The sequence below is a fragment of the Bacteroides sp. MSK.20.12 genome, from assembly GCF_019052435.1.
Classification (GTDB): Bacteria; Bacteroidota; Bacteroidia; order Bacteroidales; family Bacteroidaceae; genus Bacteroides; species Bacteroides xylanisolvens.
The window spans coordinates 74,323-96,850 of record NZ_JAHQVH010000019.1 but is presented as its reverse complement, the minus strand read 5'-3'; the positions used below and the strand labels follow the sequence as shown (position 1 = coordinate 96,850).

The window sequence follows — 22,528 nt, the reverse complement described above, 5'->3', positions numbered from 1 at the left end:
CAGCAATATTGCTGTCATAATGCTGTCACCGATTGCTGTCACAATGTTAATCGTTTATAATCAAATTATTAGGCAGTGATCGGTGACAGGTGACAGATATATAATCAAAATATTTGTGTAGAGGGTTAGAACATAAACATGGCAACAGCAACAATACGGTTGTTGCATACGGCATGAGTATCTCTGATTTTTCCATTGGAGGCATTAAGTGAACCATACCATGCAGAGCTTAAGGTATATTCCAATCCGAATTTCCAATGGGGAACATTGTAGGTCAGTTCAGCGCCTGCTGTTACTAACTGGTCGAGGTTTGTTCCCGTTCCATACACTTGAGCGTCAGTTCCGTTCGGGGCATATAGTGCATCGCTTGTTCCCAGATTTTTAGCATATCCTACAAAAATACCAGGTTTCCATTTCTGTCCGTAGACAACATTCAACCAAGAGCTGGAGAAACGTATTGGAGTATATTTCTGTTCTCCGGTGTGCTCGTTGACTGACTTAATGCCGAATCCGCCTAATCCGGAAGCTTGTGTAAGATTGGAACCCAATACACTTTTTGCGGCAATGAACCAGGCTTTATGGGTGTATTTCGCATGGGCCTCGTAAGAAAGGGTAGTTATGCGTTCGTCTATTTTATATTTATCTCCGTTTGCTCCCAAGGCATTTGTGCGTGGCTTTAATGATAACAATTCAATGCCGACACCTGCCAATAAACCGTCTTTCTTGTAGTCAGCTCCTACATATATCTCCGGAATGCAACCATTTTTCAAGTATTCATGACTTTTTTTGCTTTCTTTCGGTTTGTCAGGATTGATACCTTGTGAGGTGTATTGTGATTGCCACACTGCTGCTCCGGTAAGTTGGAAATTTTTGTTTGTATAGCGATAACGAATTTGTGGCGCACGGCTGAAAGGTTGGAACGGTGCTCCTACGGAAAGATTAAGAATCTGCGGCGATACATCTCCAAATAACGGATGCCAAGTTTGCCCGAGCAATACAGCCGATTTTCCCCAATCCAGATTCAAATAAGCATGGCGGAGTCTAATGACCGAATAAGAAGTCCCTGTACCACGGAAGTCGACCTCTACTTTGGCAGATGTCTTGGCTGTTCCCAGCTTCGGACCGGCAACGTCTACTCCGAGACGTGAATACAAGGTATAGAAGTTACTGTTAGGAGTTGAGTTCAAATCATTCCCGTCCGGATCACGTACCTTATCTTTCGGGTACATATAGAACAACCCGTCTACGGTCTCTTCATTGGCACGACTATTGTAATAGAAATCAGTACGAATTTGTCCGTAGAATTTGAACTTGAAATCCTTCATTTGTGCGAAACTGCCTGATACAGTTATCAGACAAAGAAATAATAGAATGTATTTTTTCATAATGTGCTTGTTTATAAACGGGCGCAAAATTACATAAAATTACCGGTTTATCAGTTTATCGTTGATTAAAAAAGGCTAGAATCGCCTGATTATATTTATTGAGACTTCCGCTTTTATGAATTGCTTTCAGTAATTTTCTGTCTGCTTGTGGCGTCAGATATTCCCAGAAAGTTTTCATCTTGTTTAGAAGCTGTTCGTCTCCTCCTTCCAACTGTTCTGCATATTGAGTGTATACAGATGTATGCATCGAATGAAATTTTTCCCTCATTTCATCGGCGGTTAAGATTCGATTCTCTTTATACTCCAAAGCCAGAGCCGGATTGGCAAGCAGTCCCCGCCCAATCATAATGCCTGCCAATGCCGGAAATTGTTTCTGGATACGTTGGATATCCTCCAAAGAATGAATGTCTCCGTTATAGATAAGCGGATGCTTGCATACCTCCTGGAAGGCGGAGAATCCTTCCAGGTTTACTTCCCCTTTATATTGCTGTTTCCCTAATCGGGGATGCATGGTTACTTGCCGCAAAGGTAAGTCGTTGATGATAGGTGCCAAGTGAAGACATTCATCCGGATTTTCCCATCCTAATCTCATCTTTATTGAAAAGCTGATTTCCGGATACTTCAAAACAAGATTGAGCAATTCCTTCACTTCTTCCGGATAAGGAAGAATGCCGGAACCATTGTGGCGTTTGGTTAATATGGGAAAAGGACATCCCATATTAATGTCGGCTTCCTTATATCCCTTTTCAATGAATAGGGATAAAATCTTCTCAGCCTTTTCAGTAGAAGGGGCTATCAGCTGGGGAATCAGATGCGAAACCTGATTATTCCCGGGTTCGATTCCCCGGATGTCTCTATGGCGGAAGCTGCCTTTTTCGAGTCGTACAAATGGAGTGTAATAAGTGTCTATACCTCCAAAGCAGGCAGCATGAGCATTACGGTAAATTACGTCGGTGTAACCTTGTAATGGGGCAAAATGAATAGGAAGAGTCTTTTGCATTGTTTTTATTTTTGTGCAAACTTATATATAAATGTTGATTTATACGCCAGTTGAATAAAGAAAAATATTTCTCTGTGAAGAATGAAGATATGGAAAAAGTAAAAGAGAGGAACCTCGCGGACCCTCTCTTTTTAATGTTAAATTGATTAAAGTCTGATTTTTATAAACGTTTTCTATGATTGAAGGTTAGAAAAATTGGGGGATATACTATTATTCTACAACGTTTATAGTCAGTTCACGTACTACTTGACCACCTTGATGGACGTAGTTTGCATTGTTGGCTACGAAGGTAGCGGTGTATGTTCCGGCCTCCTCGTAGGTATGTGAGTATATCTCTAATGATTGCGAGATATTCTTGATGGCTACACCGGCGTCAGGATCGCAGGAACCATTGAGTAAGAGTGGTTCGGAGATTAGCCAACTATTTTTTAGTGTAGTTCCAGCCGCAGAGCTGGATACTATTATTTCCGTCGGTATAACTGTTTTCCAAAATCCGGGTACACCACCATCAACTGCTCCATACTCTCTGTCTTTAACTTTGTCCGATTGCTGGTCACTTTCATTATTTACAATGTTTAGTGGTGTGAAACCTAGATTTTTTGCATAGACAGTTTCTGATTTATTATTATTAAAAGCCAGTTCTATGCGTATATTGTTAAAAGTAAATTTAGGTTGTCTAACAGTACCGTCCTGACCGCCTTTGTAATGGAAAGCAATGGTGATTTGTTTTCCAAGATAAGACGCTAGATTTTTAGTGTATGGATATGATTTAGTATTGCTTTCTACTTTCACCGGCAATTCGTCTGTTGGTATTAAATATGTCCAGTCAAATCCTTCTACAAGTTGCTTATCTGCTTCAAAGTTATTCTTGGCCATTCCCGGAAAATTATCGGAAATGAAAATGTCTAATGCAGTTTGCGGGGTGTTTTTGGGTGGTGCGTCATATTGGGCGATCATATCGAAATTAATTTCACATTTTTCAATATCCTCTATTTGCATCTCTGTCCGATTGCGGAATCTATATTCATGGTCAATTTCTCCACTGAAGAATGTTATAAAATCAGGGTCACCATCAAAGCTGAACGTTACAGGGCTTCCTTTCTTTACAGTCACAGTTTTGCCATCGAAGCTGACATTGCTGTCTGTCACCACACCCACTTCCATTGCTGTTTCTTCTTTTAATTCCTTGTCGCATGAAGCCAGGGATAGTCCGGCAAAAGCGATAGTCATCAAACTTTTATATATTGTTTTCATGTCCTTTTCTTTTTAAAGTTATTAAGAGAATTACCAACCCGGATTATTCGTCTTGATAGCACCGTTTGATCCTATTTCATTGGCAGGAATCGGGAAATAATTGTAAGACTTCGGAATATTGAAGTAAGTATATACATTGATTCCGAACTTCCAGGATTCGTCAGCCTGTGCCTTGTCCACTTGTTCTTGCATCAGTTTGTAATAGTCTCCCCAACGGATCAGGTCGAAACGGCGTGTGTACTCGAAACAGAGTTCCATTGCACGTTCGTCTTTGATAGCTTTGCGGAAGCTCTCTTCATCCAGATTTGCTGCAAGTTTTTTGATTCCTGCACGTTCTCTTACTGTATTGATACATTCATAAGCCAGATCATTAGGACCATGGTTGACTTCATTTTCAGCTTCTGCAATCATCAGCAAAATGTCAGAGTAACGGAGAAGAGGGAAGTTGATGGAAGTATCGTTTTTACTCTTCTTGTCTGCTTCATATTCTCTACGATATTTGGCGGCAGCCCTGTTGCGGTTCTTATTGGCATCGTTCTTCGATTCACGATCACCGTAAGTAGACCCCGGCTCTGTTTTACCATAGCTGAAGGATTTATCCCAGTATTGTTGTTCCACTTCATCTCTTTTTCCCTTTACAAATTCACGACCGTCCACCGGAGTACCTTCTCCTGCTGACTGGGTGTAAGTGAATGGAGCAATATTCCAGTTGCAACGGTCAATGTCATCGTTTGCTTCATACAATTCCAGCAGTTTAGGAGTATTCCAGATAAAAGCGTATGCATAGCCCGGATCACCTTTACCAGTGATGGATGCTTTGGAAGAAAGGTCCTTACCCTGAATGCCGATAATATTACCGATTCTACCTTCTGCACGTACATCCGTCGAACGGTTACCTGCAAATTCTACTTCCCAAATACTTTCATTAGCCTTGGCACCATCCTTATTGAGAGCAGTGTTATACTTATCAGAACAAATGTCGATAAAGAAGTCCCAATATTTGGCAGTTAGTGAATGACCCTCATTCTTGACTAACTGTGCATAGTAACTTGCTTTTTTGAAATATTCTGTAATCTCGGCACTAGTCGTGTTGTTAGCCAAACCCACTTCCTTGTCACGTTTAGGTTCACCGGCCCGGAACATATATACACGCGCCAACATTCCCCAAGCAGCCGATTTGGAAACACGTCCCGGTAAATAGTTCAAATCTTGAGCAGATTTGAGATCCTCGGCAGAACCATACATCTCTTTGATGATAAAATCATAAATCGTCTGTTTGTCCGTACGTGGAATGGAGAGGTTATAGGCATCTTCTGTAGAAGTAGTCTTGAAAGGTACATCTCCCCAACATTCTACCAAAGTAAAATAATAGAATGCGCGTAAGAAACGGGCTTCGGCTTTGTACTGCTTGCGGGTATCGTCGTTCATATCGGGCACTGCATCAATATTTTCCAGGAAAATATTGGCTCTGTTGATGCCGGAGTATAATGTGTACCACAATGCTGCAACGGCCGGATCACTTGTGTTGGCATTGTTACAGATCAACCCACTTTTGTTAGGTCCGCGGTTGGCACCACCATAGTGTCCCAGATCGTCACCTCCTACAAGGTATAAGAACTCATTTCCGTAGAAGGAACTTTGTCCCAGAATGGCATAGGTTCCTGTCAGCCAAGAGGTAGCGTCCGCTTCATTTTTGAAGAAGTTTTCAGGAGTGGTGTATGTCGGGTCTTTTTCCAAGAAATCGCAGGAAGTCAGGTTAAGTCCGACAAGAAGTGATATGATGATTATTTTTATTGTTTTCATATACGTAATTGTTTGAAGGATGATTGATTAGAAACCTAAGTTTATACCAAAACTGATAGAGTAGGCTCTCGGATAAGCGGAGAAGTCCAGTCCCGGAGTCAGTGCGCCTTCACGGATAGATACTTCCGGGTCGTAACCGGAATACCCTGTACATGTCCATAGATTCTGACCGGCAACGAATACGCGTGCATTGTCTATCTTCCATTTCTTGGTCAGTTGTTTCGGCAGTGTATATCCTAAAGACACGGTCTTCAGACGAAGGAACGAACCATCTTCGATAATACGTGTAGAGAACACTTTGTTAGAACCGGAGTCGGTAGCTCTCGGAATATTACTTTCCGGATTTTCCGGTGTCCAGCGGTCTGCGTAACTTGCGTATTGGTTCAAGTCACGTGTTTTATTGCTGTTCTCGAAGAACAGGCGGTTGGCATTCAATACATCGTTTCCATACGACCATTGGAAGAAGATGCTCAAGTCAAATCCTTTGTATTCGAAATTGTTGGTAAATCCGCCCGTATGTTTCGGCATACCGTTACCGATCATAGTGCGGTCGTTATCGTCGATGATACCGTCACCATTCAGGTCTGCGTATTTCGGCATACCCGGTTGTGTATTACTTTCGGAAGAGAAATACGGAACATTGCGTTTCAGTGTATATGTATCACCTACTTTGTCGAAATCTTCGTATTTGTATGTACCTTCGTAGATGAATCCGTACATCATTCCCATCGGATAACCCACTTTGGCAATGTAGCTGTATTGAGAGTTATAGTTCTGGTCAAATTTGGCTGCACTCAACAGAGAAGATTGGTTTTCGGCCAATTCTAATACTTTGTTCTTGTTGAATGCGATATTAAAGTTAGTAGTCCATGAGAAATGACGGTTCTTGATATTGGTTGTGTTCAATGTGAGCTCGATACCTTGGTTGCGTACCTTTCCTACATTCTTCATGGCACTGAAATAACCGGAAGAGGTGGGAAGTGCAGTATTCAGCAACAAATCACGAGTCGTTTTACGATACCAGTCTACGGTTAATCCGATGCGTTCGTCCAGGAAGCCTAAGTCCAGGCCTAGGTTCCACTGTTCGGTAGTCTCCCATTTCAGTTTTCTGTTTCTTAAGGAAGTGGGCACTGTACCTACACTTGTCAGGCTGTTTTCGAACGGATATACACCACTCGGTAGGCTACCGATCGAAATAAAATCTCCAACTTTATCTTTTAATATCTGATATAAAGCATACGTATCATACTCGCCTACACGGTTGTTACCGGTCAATCCCCAGCTTGCTCTTAATTTACCTGAAGAAACAACAGACTTCAATGGTTTCATAAAATCTTCCTCCATGAATCCCCATGCCAATGAACCGGAAGGGAAGTAGCCGAAACGGTTATCACCACGGAACTTGGAAGAACCGTCGGAACGGAAAGAAACCGTTGCATAATACAATGATTTATAGTTATAGTTCAAACGTCCCAGGAAAGAAAGCATAGACCAGGAACTCTTTAATGATTTAGTCGTACTGGGAGTTCCTTCACTCATTCCCGCCATGCCGAGTGCTTCGTTCGGAATCTGTACCGTTTTGTATGAATAGTATTCATAGTCGGAATTCTGCAGGGTTACACCTACCATGCTATTGAAGAAATGCTTCCGTTTGATATTGGTCTGATAGGTCAGAATATTTTCGTTCAACCATGTTGCACGTTGAGAATGGTAGATTTCTGCATTTACCTTATCGGATGATTTCGGATTACCATAACGGGTCTTCGAGTTGTTGAATGTTTCCCCTTTGCGGGTATCGAATGTGTAGCCGCCTGAAACTTTCAACTTCAATCCTTTGATAAATTCATATTCTGCAAATCCGTTGAACTGAATGTAGTTCGCATACGTCTTGCGATATTCGTTTTTCAAGGACATGATAGGATTGAAACGATAATCGTTGGTATTGTTTATCGCGTCGTCCATGATGTTATCCATCAATGAGTTTAATGGTCTGTCCGGTTCAGTCACGGGGCGATATCCCCATACACTATAGAACAGGTTATTCATACCACTGTATGAGTTCTGGGAAGGAGAACCACCAGTGGTTGTAGTGCTTGAATAGTTGGTTGTCAGATAGATTTTCAGTTTCTTCTTTTGGATGGTAGTACCCATACGGCCTTGTACACGTTTGTAGTTTGATTCCAATAAGATACCGTCCTGGTCATAATAAGATAAAGAAGCATTGTAGCGAACTCCTTCCGAACCACCGGTCAGGCTAACATTGTGGCTTTGCATCCATGCGCTGCGGAAGATTTCATCCTGCCAGTTATATTGCGGGATATTCCTATAATCTTCCAGTCCCCATTTCTTACCGTCATAATTCATGAAGTAGGTAGTTTCCATATCTTTGGGACTACGTTCTGCCTGTAGTTTGACGAACTCGTATGCATCCATCATCGGAATCGTTTTGGTGATATGCTGAATACCGAAACTTCCGTCATATTTAATTTTAGGCTGGCCGATTGTTCCTTTCTTGGTTGTAATCATCACGACACCATTGGCACCACGGGCACCGTAGATAGCGGTAGCAGAGGCATCCTTCAGGAAATCGAGTGACTCAATATCGTTCTGATTGATGGCTGCGGCTATGGAGGGGTCTTCCACCGGGAAACCGTCAATGACATAAAGAGGAGAGTTGTCCTGTGTCAAAGAGTTGTTACCACGGATGACGATGTTCATCTGTCCGCCCGGCATACCTTCGCCCGAACTTACGTTGACACCGGCAATACGTCCGCCTAATGTCTCGCCGAAAGAAGCAGTCGGAGTGCTAAGAAGTTCTGCCATGCTGGCTTTGGCAACAGAACCCGTCAGGTCTCTTTTGCGTATTTCCTGATAGCCGACTACTACCACTTCGTCCAATGTCTTTGTGTCTTCCTTCAATGTGATAACCATTGGCTTTTGAGTATCCGCCTTTATTTCTACAGTGACATAACCAATGAAAGAAATAACCAATATTGAATTCTTATTGGGCACGTTAAAAGCAAATTTACCGTCAAGGTCAGTGATTGTTCCTTGCGAAGTACCTTTTACCTGAACACTGGCTCCCGGCACTCCTTCTCCTAAGTTATCCTTCACTGTACCTTTAACAAGTACCTGTGCAAGTACAAAAGAAACAGAAAACAAGATCAGTCCGATGGAGGAGAGCATCCTTTTTCTAGTTTGAGTGGATAAATGTTTTTTCATATATTAAAAATTAAGTGATTTTATTGAATCTACGCTTGCAAAGATAGACGGATTGAATATTCTAATATGGATAGAATTATTCAAGATTGGTGCAAAATCATACAATTTTTCTGTTCTCATAAACTATTTTTCTTTTACGGATTCCAGTAATTCAGATAATTCTTTCACTATGTCGGGATATTGTTTTGATACATTCGTTTTCTCCGATGGATCGGAAGATAAATCATATAGTTGAGGCTGTTTGTCGTTGCCTAACTCCATTTTTGTCCAATGTTCGATAGCAGGGCCGTCGCTCGGTTCGATGTATTTCCATTGACCTTTTATGATGGCAAGTGTGTTATTGAGATTCTGTTGAACGACATACTCACGGTTTGTATTATTTTTGCCGAGGAGAACGTTCAGATGCTCCTGACTGTCGGGGGCAGCTCCCTTGCGTAAAGGTTGCTCCAAAAGTGAAGCGAGCGATGCATACACATCTATTTGAGAGAAAAGAGCTTGTTGCTTGTTCGGCTTCACCCGGGCAGGCCAACGGACAATAAATGGAACGCGTGTACCCGCTTCGTAAGCGCTGTATTTTCCACCACGGTAGATTCCCATCGGAGTATGTCCGTTGAGAAGTTCGTAAGCTTGGTCTTGATAGCCGTCGTCGATAACAGGACCGTTATCGCTGGTAAAGATCAGGATGGTGTTGTCTGCGATGTGGAGGCTATCCAGTGTGTGCATGATTTCACCTATGGTCCAGTCCAGTTGCAGGATGACGTCGCCACGAGTGCCGAGTCCGCTTTTGCCTGCGAAACGTGGGTGGGGGATGCGCGGTACATGTACGTCTTGCGTACCCATATATAAGAAGAAGGGTTCTTCCTGATGGGATGCAATGAAATTCTTAGCCTTATGAGTGATGATATCGGCTATGTCTTCATCTTTCCAAAGGGCGGATTTTCCTCCGGTCATCCAACCGATGCGGGGAATGCCGTTGATAATTGTATTGTTGTGTCCCTGGCTGGGCTTTAAAGTGACGAGCTCCGGATTCTCTTCTCCCGTAGGCCAGTTGCCTACTTTGTGGTTGTAGCTTACGGTGATAGGGTCATTGAGGTCAAGTCCTACGACATGTCCGTTTTCTACAAATACACAAGGTACACGGTCTACGGTAGCCGGAATAATAAATTCGTAGTCGAAACCGATGCTTTGCGCGTTAGGGGTAATTGGGTTGTTAAAGTCGGTTCCACCTTTCGGACCGAGTCCCAGATGCCATTTCCCAACTGCACCGGTTGCGTATCCTGCATCTTTCAGCATATCTGCCATGGTGACGCAGGTAGTGTCGATAATGAGTTCGGAGTTACCGGGAGCGATTCCTGTGTTTTCCTGTCTCCAGGGATACATACCTGTCAGGAGTCCGAAACGGGAAGGGGTGCTGGTGGCAGAAGTTGCATAAGCATTGGTGAATTGTACTCCTTGTCCTGCCAACCGGTCAATGTTGGGAGTGCTCACTTTCGTTGCTCCATAACAACTTAAATCACCAATGCCGAGATCATCTGCAAATATATAAATAATGTTAGGCTTTTGGCTATTCTGCCCATTGTTCTTTTGGGGTGCATGATTGCATCCTGACAGCGTGACGATGCCAGACAATAGGGGAAGTAGACGCGAAACGTTTTTCATAATGCTGAATGTTTTAGGAAATAATGTAATGAACACAAAGATAAGCGAATGGAAGAAAAAGAATGAGTAGGAATGTACAAGTGAAGTACAAAATAGTACACTTAAGAAGTTACCTTCTTTATTCGGGCGAAGATGTCCGGACTAAGAAACCGTTTATATCATAAATTTAGGCACGGATTACACGGATTAACGCTGTTGTTTTCATACTCATCGTTTTTTAATCCGTGAAATCCGTGTGATCCGTGCCTAATAATATAAGATTATTTTGCAAGAGTGCTTGTATAGTTGCCTGCTAATCTGTTTCTTCTCCGTCCCCTTCTTCTTCGCTCTCTTCTCCTTTACGATAAGCCAGCGGACTGACGTGATAAATCTCCTTGAAACATTTACTGAAATAGCGGGAGGAGGAGAACCCAATCCGGTCAGAGATCTCCGTGATATTCAGCTCCGGGTTATTCCTTAACATGACAGCGCCTTTTTTGAGACGTATGCTTAGGATGAAATCATTCGGGGTCTGGCCTGTAACTGCTTTCAGTTTAGTGAATAGGTTCGTACGTGCCATACCCATTTCGCGGGCGAAGATATTAACGTTGAAATCCGTATTGTCCAGATGACGTTCGATAATGGCCATCGCGCGGTCGAGCATCTCCTTATCCATCGGGTTGGTAGCCAACATTTGGGCAAAAGCCTGTGGTTGTTTGCTGAACTTCTCTTGCAATAGCCGGCGGGAATTAACCAGGTTATTGCAGCGGGAAATCAGAAGATTGGTATTAAACGGTTTCGTGATATAATCATCCGCACCAATCTTCAAACCTTCGATATTGTGCTCTATAGCAGTACGTGCGGTTAATAATACCACCGGAATATGGCAAGTGTTAAAGTCCGTCTTGATCTGTTTGCAAAGTTCCGTACCCGACATGCGTGGCATTACGACATCACTTAAAATGATGCTCGGCATATCCTTCTGTATCATCTCTAATGCTTCTACTCCGTCGGAAGCCGTACTAACTTGATAGAATGTTTCGAAAATACCGACTAACATCTGCTTGATAGATTCATTGTCTTCCACTATCAGCATTTTGGCGTCTTCGATACGCTTGTTATCTTCTTCTTTCCATTCCGAATCAGGGATTATTTCTACTGAAGGAACAATAGTCTCTGTTTGCTGGATGGTTTCCGTATCATCTTTCGCTATTTGCTCTTCTGTGAAGTGTTCCTTGCCTAGTTTGAGGGTGATAATGAAACTGCTTCCTTTGCCCGGCTCGCTTTCCACCCGGATTGTGCCGTGATGAAGTTCCACAATACCTTTCGTCAGTGCCAGTCCGATGCCTGTACCGGCTCCGGTATTCAGCGAGTTGAGATGCTCGGTCTGATAGAAACGGTCGAATATCTTATCAATTTCGGCTGCGGCGATACCTGTACCGGTATCTTTTATTTCAATGATGACATGGTCTTTCTCCTGCGATACATTAATCGAAATCGTATCTTCGGCCTTGGTATGCTTCACTGCATTAGACAGCAGGTTGTTTATTACTTTCTGCATCTGCTTTTGGTCATACCACACTTCAATGTCATCCTTTTGTTTGTTGAACTTGAAGTTGATTTGTTTACTGCTGGCGTATTCGAGGAAGAGCAGATAATTCTCATACAGGAAGTTAACCAGGTTGTGCTGGCTTACTTTGATCTTCATGTGTCCCTGTTCCTGTTTACGGAAATCAAGAAGTTCCGTAATCAGTTCCCGTAATTGGAGACTGTTCTTGTAGATTCCCAACACCTTATTATATATATTAGGCGTAAATGTCTGCACCTGCAACAAAGTTTCCACTTGTCCCACGATCAGCGTTAACGGTGTGCGGAATTCGTGCGAGATGTTAGTGAAGAAACGGAGTTTTGACTGGTTCAATGCTTCAAGGTCTTCAATATGCTTCTTTTCGTACTTCAAAGACTCACGGAGTTTGATGCGCGAATTATAGTTCTGAATAAGATACCATAACAGACTGATAGTGACAATGGTATAAATCAGGTAAGCCCACCATGTCTCATACCATGAAGGGAGTACGATAATCAGCAGTCTGGCCTCTTTTATTCCTTCCCTCTGTGATTTGATGACAAGGGTATATTTACCCGGATTCAGGTTTGTATAAGTAATCAGCGTTTGCTTCCGGTAAGTATGGTTCCATTCGTCCGAGAAACCCTCCAGGCGATAGAGAATTTCATCTCTGTTGGCAGGGATGAAGTTGGAAGTGGCATATTCGATGCTAAACATCGATTGATTCGCTTTCAGACTGATTTCCGGAGTATGACAGATCGACTGTTCCAGGATGCCGCTTTCATCTCCCGGAACTACTTCTTTTCCGTTGACAAGCAGGCGGGAAAGAATGATATTATACGATTTAGGAGTGAAATGTAATTTCTTCTCCCAGAAAGAAATCATTCCCTGAATACCGCCAAGGAATACTTCTCCGTCATGTGTCACAAATAGTGCGTTTTCATTGACGGCAGTCAACGGGAATCCATTTTCCGTACCGTAATTATAGAATTTCTTGCTTGGATAGTTGAACTGTGAGAATCCCTGATTGGTAATCAGCAATAAGTCTCCTTGCTGTATGGACGATTCGCATACTTCGTAGATGCAGTCACTGGATAAACCGTCTTTCTGTACGTCAAAGTTCTCGAAGTCATCACTTTCCTTGCGGTAACGGTCGAGACCACTTCCGGAGGTACAGAACCACAAATTGCCGTCGCTGTCCTGCATGATGCTGTTGACATTGTTGTTGCTTAGACTGTTCGGATTGGCAGGATTATGCGGGTAATTAGTTAGTTTATTGCTATCGAACTGATAGGAGTAAACGCCCTCTCCGGTGGCTGCAATCCATAATGTGCCGTCTTTATCAATGCAAAGGCTGGCTACCATGCCAATGCCTCTCCCTTCTTTTGTCTCTTTGAAGAGTTGCTGACAAGTCCCTGTTGCCGGATTGAAAAGACAGACACCATTTTGTGTGGCAACGACCAGTTTATTTTTATATGGCACAATGTCGCGGACAATATCTGAAGGCAGTGAGGTTGGATCTCCCGCTTTCATTCGGTAGGCTGTGAAACGATTGGTACGCAAGTCGAGTTTGTTCAGACCTCCCAAATGTGTACCTACCCACATAATTTCATTATCCTGGTCATAATAGATCGCTTTTACATTATTATGGGAAATACTATTCTTTCCTTCTTCGTGGCGATACCACCGATAGGTGTTATCCTTCCGGTTATACACATTCACGCCGCCGCCTTCGGTACAAATCCACAGGTTCCCGTCCTTATCTTCAGTCATTCTGCCGACGATCGGGCTACTTAAACCTTCTTTTTCTGTATCTCCCGTTTTGTAACGGGTATAGATTTCATATTCCGGGTTGAAGTAATTGACGCCTCCGAAGTAAGTTCCCAGCCAGATTGTACCTTGTTCGTCTTTCACGATGCACCAGATAGAAGAGTGGGTGAGGCCGTCGGGTTTGTCATTATTGGCGGTATAAAGATGGAATTTACCTGTGCTTTTGTCGTATCGGTTCAGACCGTGAAATGTTCCTATCCACAGGTTACCTGCGTTGTCTTCGCAACAACTTCTCACAAAGTCGGAGCAGAGGCTGTTCGGGCTTTTCGGATCGTGGCGGAAGTTTTCGATGCTTCCGTCTTTCTTTATGTGGTAAAGTCCTTCTTCCCAACTGCCGATCCATAACTCCTTGGCAGAATCTTCATAGATGCTGGCGATATTTCCTTTAGTAATAGGTTGTGAAAGCTCCTTGCCCTCCGACAGGCAATAAAGCCCGTTTCTTGTCGTTCCCATCCAGAGGTTCTTCTTTTTGTCCAGATGGATGCAGGATAAAGAGATATTCTTTCCGGCGAGATGGTAGTAAAGATCAAAGTTGCCTGTGCTTTCGTTCAACACGAACACATCTTCTCTTTTACTTATATATAATCTCTCATTATAATAAATAGCATCCACATTGCCTTGCAGCAACGTCTTGAATTTTTGTGTCGTCAGATCAAATTCTGCCACCCCGTCCGTACAGAGCAAGTATACTTTCCCGTTTTTGTTTCCGGTGATGCGCAACACAGTATTGCTGAACAAGCTGTTCGGGTCGTTCTTATTGAGTTTGAAACTTTTAATATCGTTACCGTTATATCGGTTAAGTCCTTCACGCGTACCGATCCATATAATTCCCCGTTCGTCAATATAAAGGCTATTAACAGAGAACTGGGAAAGCCCGTCGTCCGTGGTCAAATGACTGAAAGTGATGTTTTGACCTTGTGTGCGGACTGCGGCTACGCTTAAAAATAGCAGAAATAAAAGGATTGCTTTTCTCACTAATTTATTTTTTAAGGTGTTTACATCTATGCAAATATATTGTTTTTATTCGATTTCAGTGAATCTTATTAGAAGAAAGTAACTATATTTGTATCATTCAAACGAAAGATATATGAAAGTAAAGAAAATTAGTGCGGCTAACGTGGAGGCTTGTTCGCTTCCTAAATTATTCGATGAAGAAAAAATAGATTTTCAGCCGGTTCAGTGTGTCAATTGGGCTGAATATCCATACAAACCCAAAGTGAACTTTCGCATTGCTCATACGCAGAACTCAATTTTGCTACACTTTAAAGTGAAAGAGGAGAGTGTACGTGCCAAATACGGCGAAGATAACGGTTCTGTATGGACTGATTCCTGTGTAGAATTCTTTTCTATACCTGCAGGTGACGGGATCTATTATAATATAGAATGTAATTGCATCGGAACTATCCTGGTAGGTGCCGGTCCTGTTCGTAACAACCGGGAACATGCACCGAAAGAAGTGACTGCTCTCGTGCAACGTTGGTCTAGTCTGGGTAATCAGCCTTTTGCAGAACGTGTCGAGGAGACAGACTGGGAAGTTGCTCTCATCATTCCGTATGCTGTATTCTTTAAGCATCAGATTGAATCACTCGATGGAAAGGAGATAAAAGCTAATTTCTATAAGTGTGGTGATGAGTTGCAGACTCCTCATTTCCTTTCATGGAATCCAATAGAGATTGACCAACCGGATTTCCATCGCCCCGATTTCTTCGGTACTTTGGAATTTGAATGATGAATTGAATCTCTGGATTTGAAGATGAATCACTAATGTCGCTGAATCACTGAAATATCCTCCATTTGTAAAAATATTATCTATTGCGTCATCCATCTATAAAAAAGAAGGGTGACGCTTTTCTTTAAGCATCACCCTTTCTTCTTATAGATATTACATTGTTTATTTCACAATACCTCTTTCCGAGTTCTTCACGAAATTTACAATATTCTCGATTTCTTCACTCATAGGAACCTGATCGATAATTTTCTGTACGGCATCCTGAACACTGAAATTACCCTGATAAATCAAACGGTATGCATTAGCGATGTGACGAAGGATTCTTTCTGATGTATTGCGATGTTGAGAAAGAACTACGGCGTTTACGCCATGATATGCTACCGGATTTCCTGACATGATAACGTACGGAGGTACATCTTTAGATATACGGCAGCCGCTTTGTACTAATGTCCAGCTACCTATGTGGCAATACTGATGCAGGGTAACGTTTCCACTTAGAATAGCACTGTCATCCAACGTACATTCACCAGCGATAGTAGTGCCGATGCCTACTACACAGTTATTGTTGATTTGTACATCATGGCAAAGATGTACTTTGTCCATCAGGTAGTTTCCGTTTCCGATTTTGGTAGCATTGCCGCCAAATGTAGCGCGGCTGATTACTACATTCTCACGAATATCGTTATTATCTCCGATAATCAGGCTGCTTTCTTCACCGGTATAGTGGAAATCTTGTGGTTCCGCTCCGAGGACAGCATTCTGATGTACCTTGTTTCCTTTTCCCATTTTAGTACCTTGCAGGATACTAGCGTAAGACATGATGACGCAGTCATCCCCGATCTCTACATTCTTTTCAATGTAGGCAAAAGGCAGAACAGTTACATTCTTGCCCAGCTTTGCTTCGGGATCTACGTAAGCTAACGGACTAATCATAATAGTATATGTTTAAAGTTATTCTTCTCTTCCACCACCCAGTGCCTGGTAAAGGCTTACTACGGCCTGCATCCGGTCAAAGCAATCAGAAACCTGTGAGATTTGTGCGCTCAAGTAAGCCTGCTGTGCAGACAATACTTCCAGGTAGGTTGAAGTCCCTAAGTTAAACAATTCTTTTGTATCTTCCGAAGCTTTTTTTGCAGATTCTACTTGCATTTGACGAGATTCTACCTTTTCACTCGTCTTTTGGTATAAACTTAGCGCATTGCTGACTTCACTACCGGCATTCAACAAGGCCTGCTGGAAAGATAACTTCGCAGATTCTTCCTGGGCTTTGGCAGCTTTCAGACGAGCAATGTTTTGTCCCCGGTAGAACAATGGCTGTGTCAGCGAACCGACAACAGAAGCCAGTAATTTACCAGGATTAACGATGCCGGCTCCGGAATTATTAGTCCATCCTGCCGAACCGCTAAGCGTGATTTGCGGATAGAAAGCGGCACGTGCGGAGTTGGTGTCATAATAGCAGCCTGCCAATGACATTTCTGCTGCTTTTACGTCCGGACGATTGGATAATAACTGGATGGGTACACCAGCCGAAAGTTCGGTCGGAAGCACTTGTGCTTCCAATACACCACGTTTGATGGCGTGGGGAGCTTCGCCTAAAAGAGTAGACAATGCGTTTTCCGTTTCGCGGATGCTCTGTTCGATATCGGGGATGCTGGCGAGTACCTGCGCATAAGCAGCTTTGCTTTGTTCCACGCCGGCAGAATTGATGTTGTACATGGCAGCGTCCTTCATGGCTTCCATTGTTTCGGCATTCTTTTTCAGGATTTCTGCCGTAGCTTTGGTTATTTCCAACTGGCGGTCCAACATCATTAATGTATAATACATATTGGCGATGTTAGAGATCACCTGTGTCTGTACTGCCTGGCGATAAGCCTTTGTTTGCTTCAGAGCAACTTGGGCACCTCGTTTGGCGTTCAGCAACTGACCGAATAAATCGATTTGCCAACTGGCTGTGACAGGTAATGAATAAGTTTTTGTAGCTGCATTCTTGTCAAAGCTGCTGATCGTTCCTTGCGGAGACAATCCTAATGACGGGGCATAAGCCAGGCGTGCCGACATGAGGGACGCTTCTGCTGCTTTCACATTTTGAGCGGCGGACAAGAGGTCTGTATTTTGTTTCAGTCCCGTTTCGATGAGAGACTGGAGTTGCGGGTCGGTGAAGACTTCTCTCCACGGCAGATTACCGAAGTTGGCTGTATCCGAAACCAGTGTATCATTATCCGCTACCGGATCGCGATACAGGCCGGAAGTAGTGATGTCTTCGGGTCTGTCATACGACTTATAGATGTGGCAGCTGCTCAAGAGAGCAGTTGCGCACAACATATATAGAATCTGTTTCTTCATATCGAATTTCATTATTTAGCGTATTGTTCAATCTCTGTTACGGCATCTGTATTGTCGATATCTTCCCATTCCATCGGTTTAACCTTCTCTTGTAAGTACTGGAAGACTACAAACAGTGCAGGAACGATAAAAATCTGGCAAATCATACCGATTAACATACCACCGATAGAAGCTGTACCTAGTGTACGGTTACCGTGAGCACCTACACCGAAGGCAAACATCAACGGAAGCAAACCGACTACCATAGCCAATGATGTCATCAAAATCGGGCGGAGACGGGCACCGGCACCCAATACGGCTGCCCAAGTGATACTCATACCCATCTTACGACGGTCGAGGGCGAACTCTACAATCAAGATGGCATTCTTTGCCAACAGACCCATCAACATGATTAACGCGATCTGCATATAGATATTATTGGACATCGTACCCAGAATCATCTTCAATGCCGAAATATTACCGATAGCACTTACACCGTTCACAAACAGGAAGCTTCCTAACAGACCGAACGGAACGGATAACAATACAGCCAGCGGAAGAATGTAACTTTCGTACTGTGCACTCAACAATAAGTAAACGAATACGAAACAGAGCACAAAAATCAGTCCGGTAGCACTTCCGCTACTTTGAGCCTCTTCACGCGCCATACCTCCTAATTCATACGTATAACCGGTAGGCAGGTTTTCTTGGGCAACCTCGGCGAGGGCAGTCAATGCCTGACCGGATGTATAACCACTTGCCGGAGCTACCATTACTTTCATAGAGGTATAAAGGTTGAAACGGCTGATAATATCCGGACCATATACTTTCTCCACAGAGATGAACTGGGCAATCGGGGCCATCTCACCTGCACTATTACGCACCTTGATATTCTTCAAAGATTCCAAGTTTTTGCGTGACAATGGATCTGACTGAATCATAACACGATACATCTTACCGAAACGGTTGAAGTTGGATGCATACAAACCTCCGTAATATCCTTGCATGGTAGTGAGGATATCGCTCGGGCTGATACCTGCTTTTTTACAAGCTGCTGCATCGATGTCGATCATGTATTGCGGGAAATTCGGGTTGAAGGAAGTCTTTGCCGAATTGATTTCCGGACGTGCTTCCAATGCTGCCGTATAATCATTAACCACATCGAAGAATTTGTTCAGGTCACCACCGGTCTTATCTTGCATATTTACCTCAATATCCGTAGATGCCGAGTAACCCGGGATCATAGGAGGAGCGAAGAACAATACCTGTGCTTCTTTGATAATCTTTTGTGCACGCATATACAAGGAACCGACTACAACGTCTGAATTCTGTATCATGGAACGTTCGTCCCAGTCTTTCAGTTTGATGATGAAAGAACCGTATGACGGTCCCTGCCCACCGATAAAGCTGAATCCGGAAATCATGGTACGTGACAATACCGCAGGATCGGAAGCGATCAGACTGTCTACACGTGCCAGGATTTTTTCAGAACGGTCTTGGGAAGTACCCGGAGGCAATGTCACTGCTCCCATCAGCGTTCCGGTATCTTCATTAGGCACCATACCTGTCGGAGTGGTGTTCATGAAGAATACAAGTATCGCAATGGAAGCGACAACTAATCCCATAGACAACCATTTCTTCTGGATAAAGAACAGTACTCGTTTCTTATAACGTTTCAGGATTGATTCGTATGTATCGTTGAATCTGTTTTTAAACTTCTTCGTACTCATTCCGATCAGTGCCAGAATACTAAGCACTACGAAAATTGCAGTAACTATCGGATTGATACTGAACAAACCGAAGATCATGCCGAGAATGGCAATAAGCGTGAAAGTAAGTGTAATTCCCGGATGCAACATCTTTCCGATAGCCTCGGTATATCTGTTGATCATGGTTGTATGGGCTGCCGTATAGGCTACTTTCATACGTTCTTTCAATGTGGAGTCTTCTGTTGTTCCGTCTTCTTTTTTGTGAGGTTTCAGAAGAACGGCGCACAAAGCCGGACTCAAAGTCAATGCGTTCAATGCGGACAGACCGATAGCGATAGCCATAGTCATACCGAACTGACGATAGAATGTTCCTGCTGTACCTCCCATGAAACTTACCGGAACGAATACGGCCATCATGACCAGCGTAATAGATACGATAGCACCACCCAATTCATTCATAGCATCGATAGAAGCCAGACGGGCAGATGTATAACCTTGGTCAAGCTTGGCATGCACACCCTCGACGACCACAATCGCATCGTCGACCACAATCGCGATAGCAAGCACGAGCGCACATAACGTCAACAAGTTCAAACTGAATCCTACCAGGGACAGGATGAAGAAAGTACCGATCAGAGCTACCGGAATGGCGATAGTCGGAATCAATGTGGAACGTAAATCCTGCAAGAAGATATACACTACGATAAACACCAGAATAAATGCTTCGATCAACGTCTTCAACACTTCATGGATAGAAGCGAAAAGGAAGTCGTTGGCATTCATGGAGATGTTCAGCTTCAATCCGGTAGGCAACGTTTTTGATGCTTCATCCAACAATGCCTCAATATCACTGATGGTCTGTGTCGCATTGGTTCCTGCCATCTGGTATACGATACAAGTCACAGACTTGTGCCCGTCTACCCGGTTGGTAAAGTTATATCCCAAGCGGTCCAGCTGAATTTCTGCTATATCTTTCAGACGGAGTACTTCACCGTCAGGAAGAGATTTGATAACGATATTTTCAAACTCTTCAGGCTGTTGCAAGCGTCCTTTATAACGGATGGTGTATTGGAAAGTCTGGTTACTGCGTTCACCGAACTGTCCTGGAGCAGCTTCGACATTCTGTTCTGCCAGAGCAGCGGAAACATCACCGGGAACGAGCTTGTATTGTGCCATGACGTCCGGTCGTAACCAGATACGCATAGAATAATCCTGACCCAAAACGTTGGCGTCACCTACACCCTGTACACGTTGAACTTGAGGAATCAGGTTGATCTTAGCATAGTTTTCAATAAACGATTCGCTATATGTATCTGTCTCATCATAGAGAGAGAATACTACCAGCATGGAAGTCTGGCGTTTTTGAGTGGTTACACCGACTCTAGTTACTTCGGCAGGCAGCAGACCTTGTGCCATAGAGACACGGTTTTGCACGTTGACGGCAGCCATGTCCGGGTCTGTTCCTTGTTTGAAATATATGGATATATCACCGGAACCCGTGTTTGACGCAGTTGAGGTCATATACATCATGTTTTCTACACCGTTGATTTGTTCCTCCAATGGAGCAATTACGGAATTCAATACGGTCGATGCACTGGCTCCCGTATAGGTGGCTCTTACCGAAACGGTAGGAGGCGCGATGTCCGGATACTGCGTGATAGGCAGTGTCGCCAATCCGATAGCCCCCAGGATGACTATCAGGATAGAAATAACGGTTGATAGTACCGGACGGTTAATAAATCTATCTAATTTCATAATGATTATCTGATTATTAGTTGAAGGCTGTGGCTAAATTACCGTCGTGTTGGTCTTTCAAATGTTGTTGATAGTTTGCTTCTTTTTGCGCCGGTGTGATAGGCTGAACCTTCTGACCGTCTTTCAGGTTTTGTACTCCTTCGATTACGATTTTATCTCCTGAATTCAAACCGGAAGTAACCAAGTACTCTTTTCCGTTATCCAGATTGAAGATTTTGATTTCTGTATATTTTACCGTGTTGTCCGGTTGCAAAACGTAAACGAACTTCTTATCCTGGATTTCTACTGTTGCAGACTGCGGTATAGTGATTACATTCTCCATGGTATAAGGAATCAGGACGTTTGCAGTACCTCCGCTACGCAATACATGTTCCTTATTCGGGAAGATAGCACGGATGCTTACCGAACCGGTGGATTGGTCGATAACCCCTGTGATAGCATCTACTTTACCCTCTATATCGTATGTGGAACCATCAATTAATTGCAGTTTGATAGTCGGTATTTTGCTGATTTCTTCTTTGATAGTGCTACCGGACTTGGTCATTGCCAGCAATTCCTTTTCTGTCATTGAGAAGTATACATATACTTCGTCAATCTCGGAAACAGTAGTCATCGGTGTAGCGATAGAAGGGCTTACCAATGCTCCTACACGATAAGGGATATTGTTGATAACGCCATCTGACGGACTTTTAACCTGTGTGAATGACAAGTTCTGTTGAGCAGTGGTCAGTTGTGCTTTTGCTTGTGCCAGCTGGGCTTTGGTCTGTGCCAGGGAATTTTCTGCCATTGCCAGGTCATAGTCACTGATGATTTGCTTTTTGTTCAACTCTTTCTTATTGTCATACGTCATCTGTTGGGTGCTCACTGCTGCTTCTGCTGTAGCCACTGCTGCTTTGGCAGTGCGTACAGCTGCTTCGTATTGAGTCGGATCAACAATGAACAACACTTGTCCTTTACGTACAGCTGCTCCTTCGTCTACACAGAGTTTCGTGATGAAGCCCGATACTTGGGGGCGGATTTCTACATCTTGTTTTCCTTTAATTGTAGCCGGATAGGCAGTTGTTAAATTAGCAGTCGTTTTTTGTAACTCTTGTACTGCATATTCAGGAACCTTTCCTGTGTCATTGCCCTTATTGCCACAACTAGACAAGAGGGCTACGCAAAATGCAAATAAAACAATTCTACTTTTCATACTTATAAATATCTGTTTTTTAATTTAATGCGTTTGTTGCCAGTGTGCTGTTCATCCATATAGATAAGGGGGTTAAGGAAGAAAAACCGGAAACTAAATTCCTTAATTTAGTTTCCGGTTGC

The 22,528-nt window shown here is 43.3% G+C and carries 12 protein-coding genes; 1 reads left to right on the top strand and 11 read right to left on the bottom strand.

Features of this window, described 5'->3' with window-relative positions:
• Positions 1-125: 125 nt before the first annotated feature.
• From KTR06_RS11955 to KTR06_RS11925, 7 genes are all read right to left on the bottom strand, one after another.
• Positions 126-1,385 carry a DcaP family trimeric outer membrane transporter gene (locus KTR06_RS11955; protein WP_120067621.1) on the bottom strand — a complete coding sequence of 420 codons (1,260 nt, stop codon included), beginning with the start codon at positions 1,383-1,385 and terminating at the stop codon, positions 126-128.
• A gap of 55 nt (positions 1,386-1,440) precedes the next feature.
• Entirely contained in the window at positions 1,441-2,385 is a 945-nt protein-coding gene (locus KTR06_RS11950) for a tRNA-dihydrouridine synthase family protein (protein ID WP_120067619.1), read from the bottom strand.
• Positions 2,386-2,595: 210 nt separating this feature from the next.
• On the bottom strand, positions 2,596-3,639 hold the full coding sequence (locus tag KTR06_RS11945) for a DUF5017 domain-containing protein (protein ID WP_004310354.1): 1,044 nt from the start codon (positions 3,637-3,639) through the stop codon (positions 2,596-2,598).
• A 30-nt stretch (positions 3,640-3,669) separates the two neighbouring features.
• A complete protein-coding gene (locus KTR06_RS11940) occupies positions 3,670-5,442 on the bottom strand; it encodes a RagB/SusD family nutrient uptake outer membrane protein (protein ID WP_149952765.1) in 1,773 nt (590 codons plus the stop codon).
• A gap of 27 nt (positions 5,443-5,469) precedes the next feature.
• Positions 5,470-8,628: a TonB-dependent receptor gene (locus KTR06_RS11935; protein WP_217290377.1), complete on the bottom strand. Its 3,159-nt coding sequence runs from the start codon at positions 8,626-8,628 to the stop codon at positions 5,470-5,472.
• A 159-nt stretch (positions 8,629-8,787) separates the two neighbouring features.
• Positions 8,788-10,323 carry a sulfatase-like hydrolase/transferase gene (locus KTR06_RS11930; RefSeq protein ID WP_217290376.1) on the bottom strand — a complete coding sequence of 512 codons (1,536 nt, stop codon included), beginning with the start codon at positions 10,321-10,323 and terminating at the stop codon, positions 8,788-8,790.
• Between the two features lie 292 nt (positions 10,324-10,615).
• Positions 10,616-14,674 (bottom strand): two-component regulator propeller domain-containing protein, encoded by a 4,059-nt coding sequence (locus KTR06_RS11925; RefSeq protein ID WP_120067610.1) that lies wholly within the window; start codon positions 14,672-14,674, stop codon positions 10,616-10,618.
• A gap of 112 nt (positions 14,675-14,786) precedes the next feature.
• Here KTR06_RS11925 and KTR06_RS11920 point away from each other — a divergent pair, with 112 nt between their 5' ends.
• Positions 14,787-15,428: a carbohydrate-binding family 9-like protein gene (locus KTR06_RS11920; RefSeq protein ID WP_118195138.1), complete on the top strand. Its 642-nt coding sequence runs from the start codon at positions 14,787-14,789 to the stop codon at positions 15,426-15,428.
• 162 nt (positions 15,429-15,590) lie between these two features.
• On the opposite strand, the gene lpxA is transcribed toward KTR06_RS11920, so the two are convergent.
• From lpxA to KTR06_RS11900, 4 genes are read right to left on the bottom strand one after another with little or no spacing between them, the layout of a single operon-like run.
• Positions 15,591-16,361 (bottom strand): acyl-ACP--UDP-N-acetylglucosamine O-acyltransferase, encoded by a 771-nt coding sequence (lpxA, locus tag KTR06_RS11915; RefSeq protein WP_117811115.1) that lies wholly within the window; start codon positions 16,359-16,361, stop codon positions 15,591-15,593.
• Positions 16,362-16,379: 18 nt separating this feature from the next.
• Positions 16,380-17,771 (bottom strand): TolC family protein, encoded by a 1,392-nt coding sequence (locus KTR06_RS11910; RefSeq protein ID WP_120067599.1) that lies wholly within the window; start codon positions 17,769-17,771, stop codon positions 16,380-16,382.
• 11 nt (positions 17,772-17,782) lie between these two features.
• Positions 17,783-21,214 (bottom strand): efflux RND transporter permease subunit, encoded by a 3,432-nt coding sequence (locus KTR06_RS11905; protein WP_128859161.1) that lies wholly within the window; start codon positions 21,212-21,214, stop codon positions 17,783-17,785.
• A 16-nt stretch (positions 21,215-21,230) separates the two neighbouring features.
• Positions 21,231-22,406 (bottom strand): efflux RND transporter periplasmic adaptor subunit, encoded by a 1,176-nt coding sequence (locus KTR06_RS11900; protein WP_004316811.1) that lies wholly within the window; start codon positions 22,404-22,406, stop codon positions 21,231-21,233.
• Between the last annotated feature and the right edge of the window lie 122 nt (positions 22,407-22,528).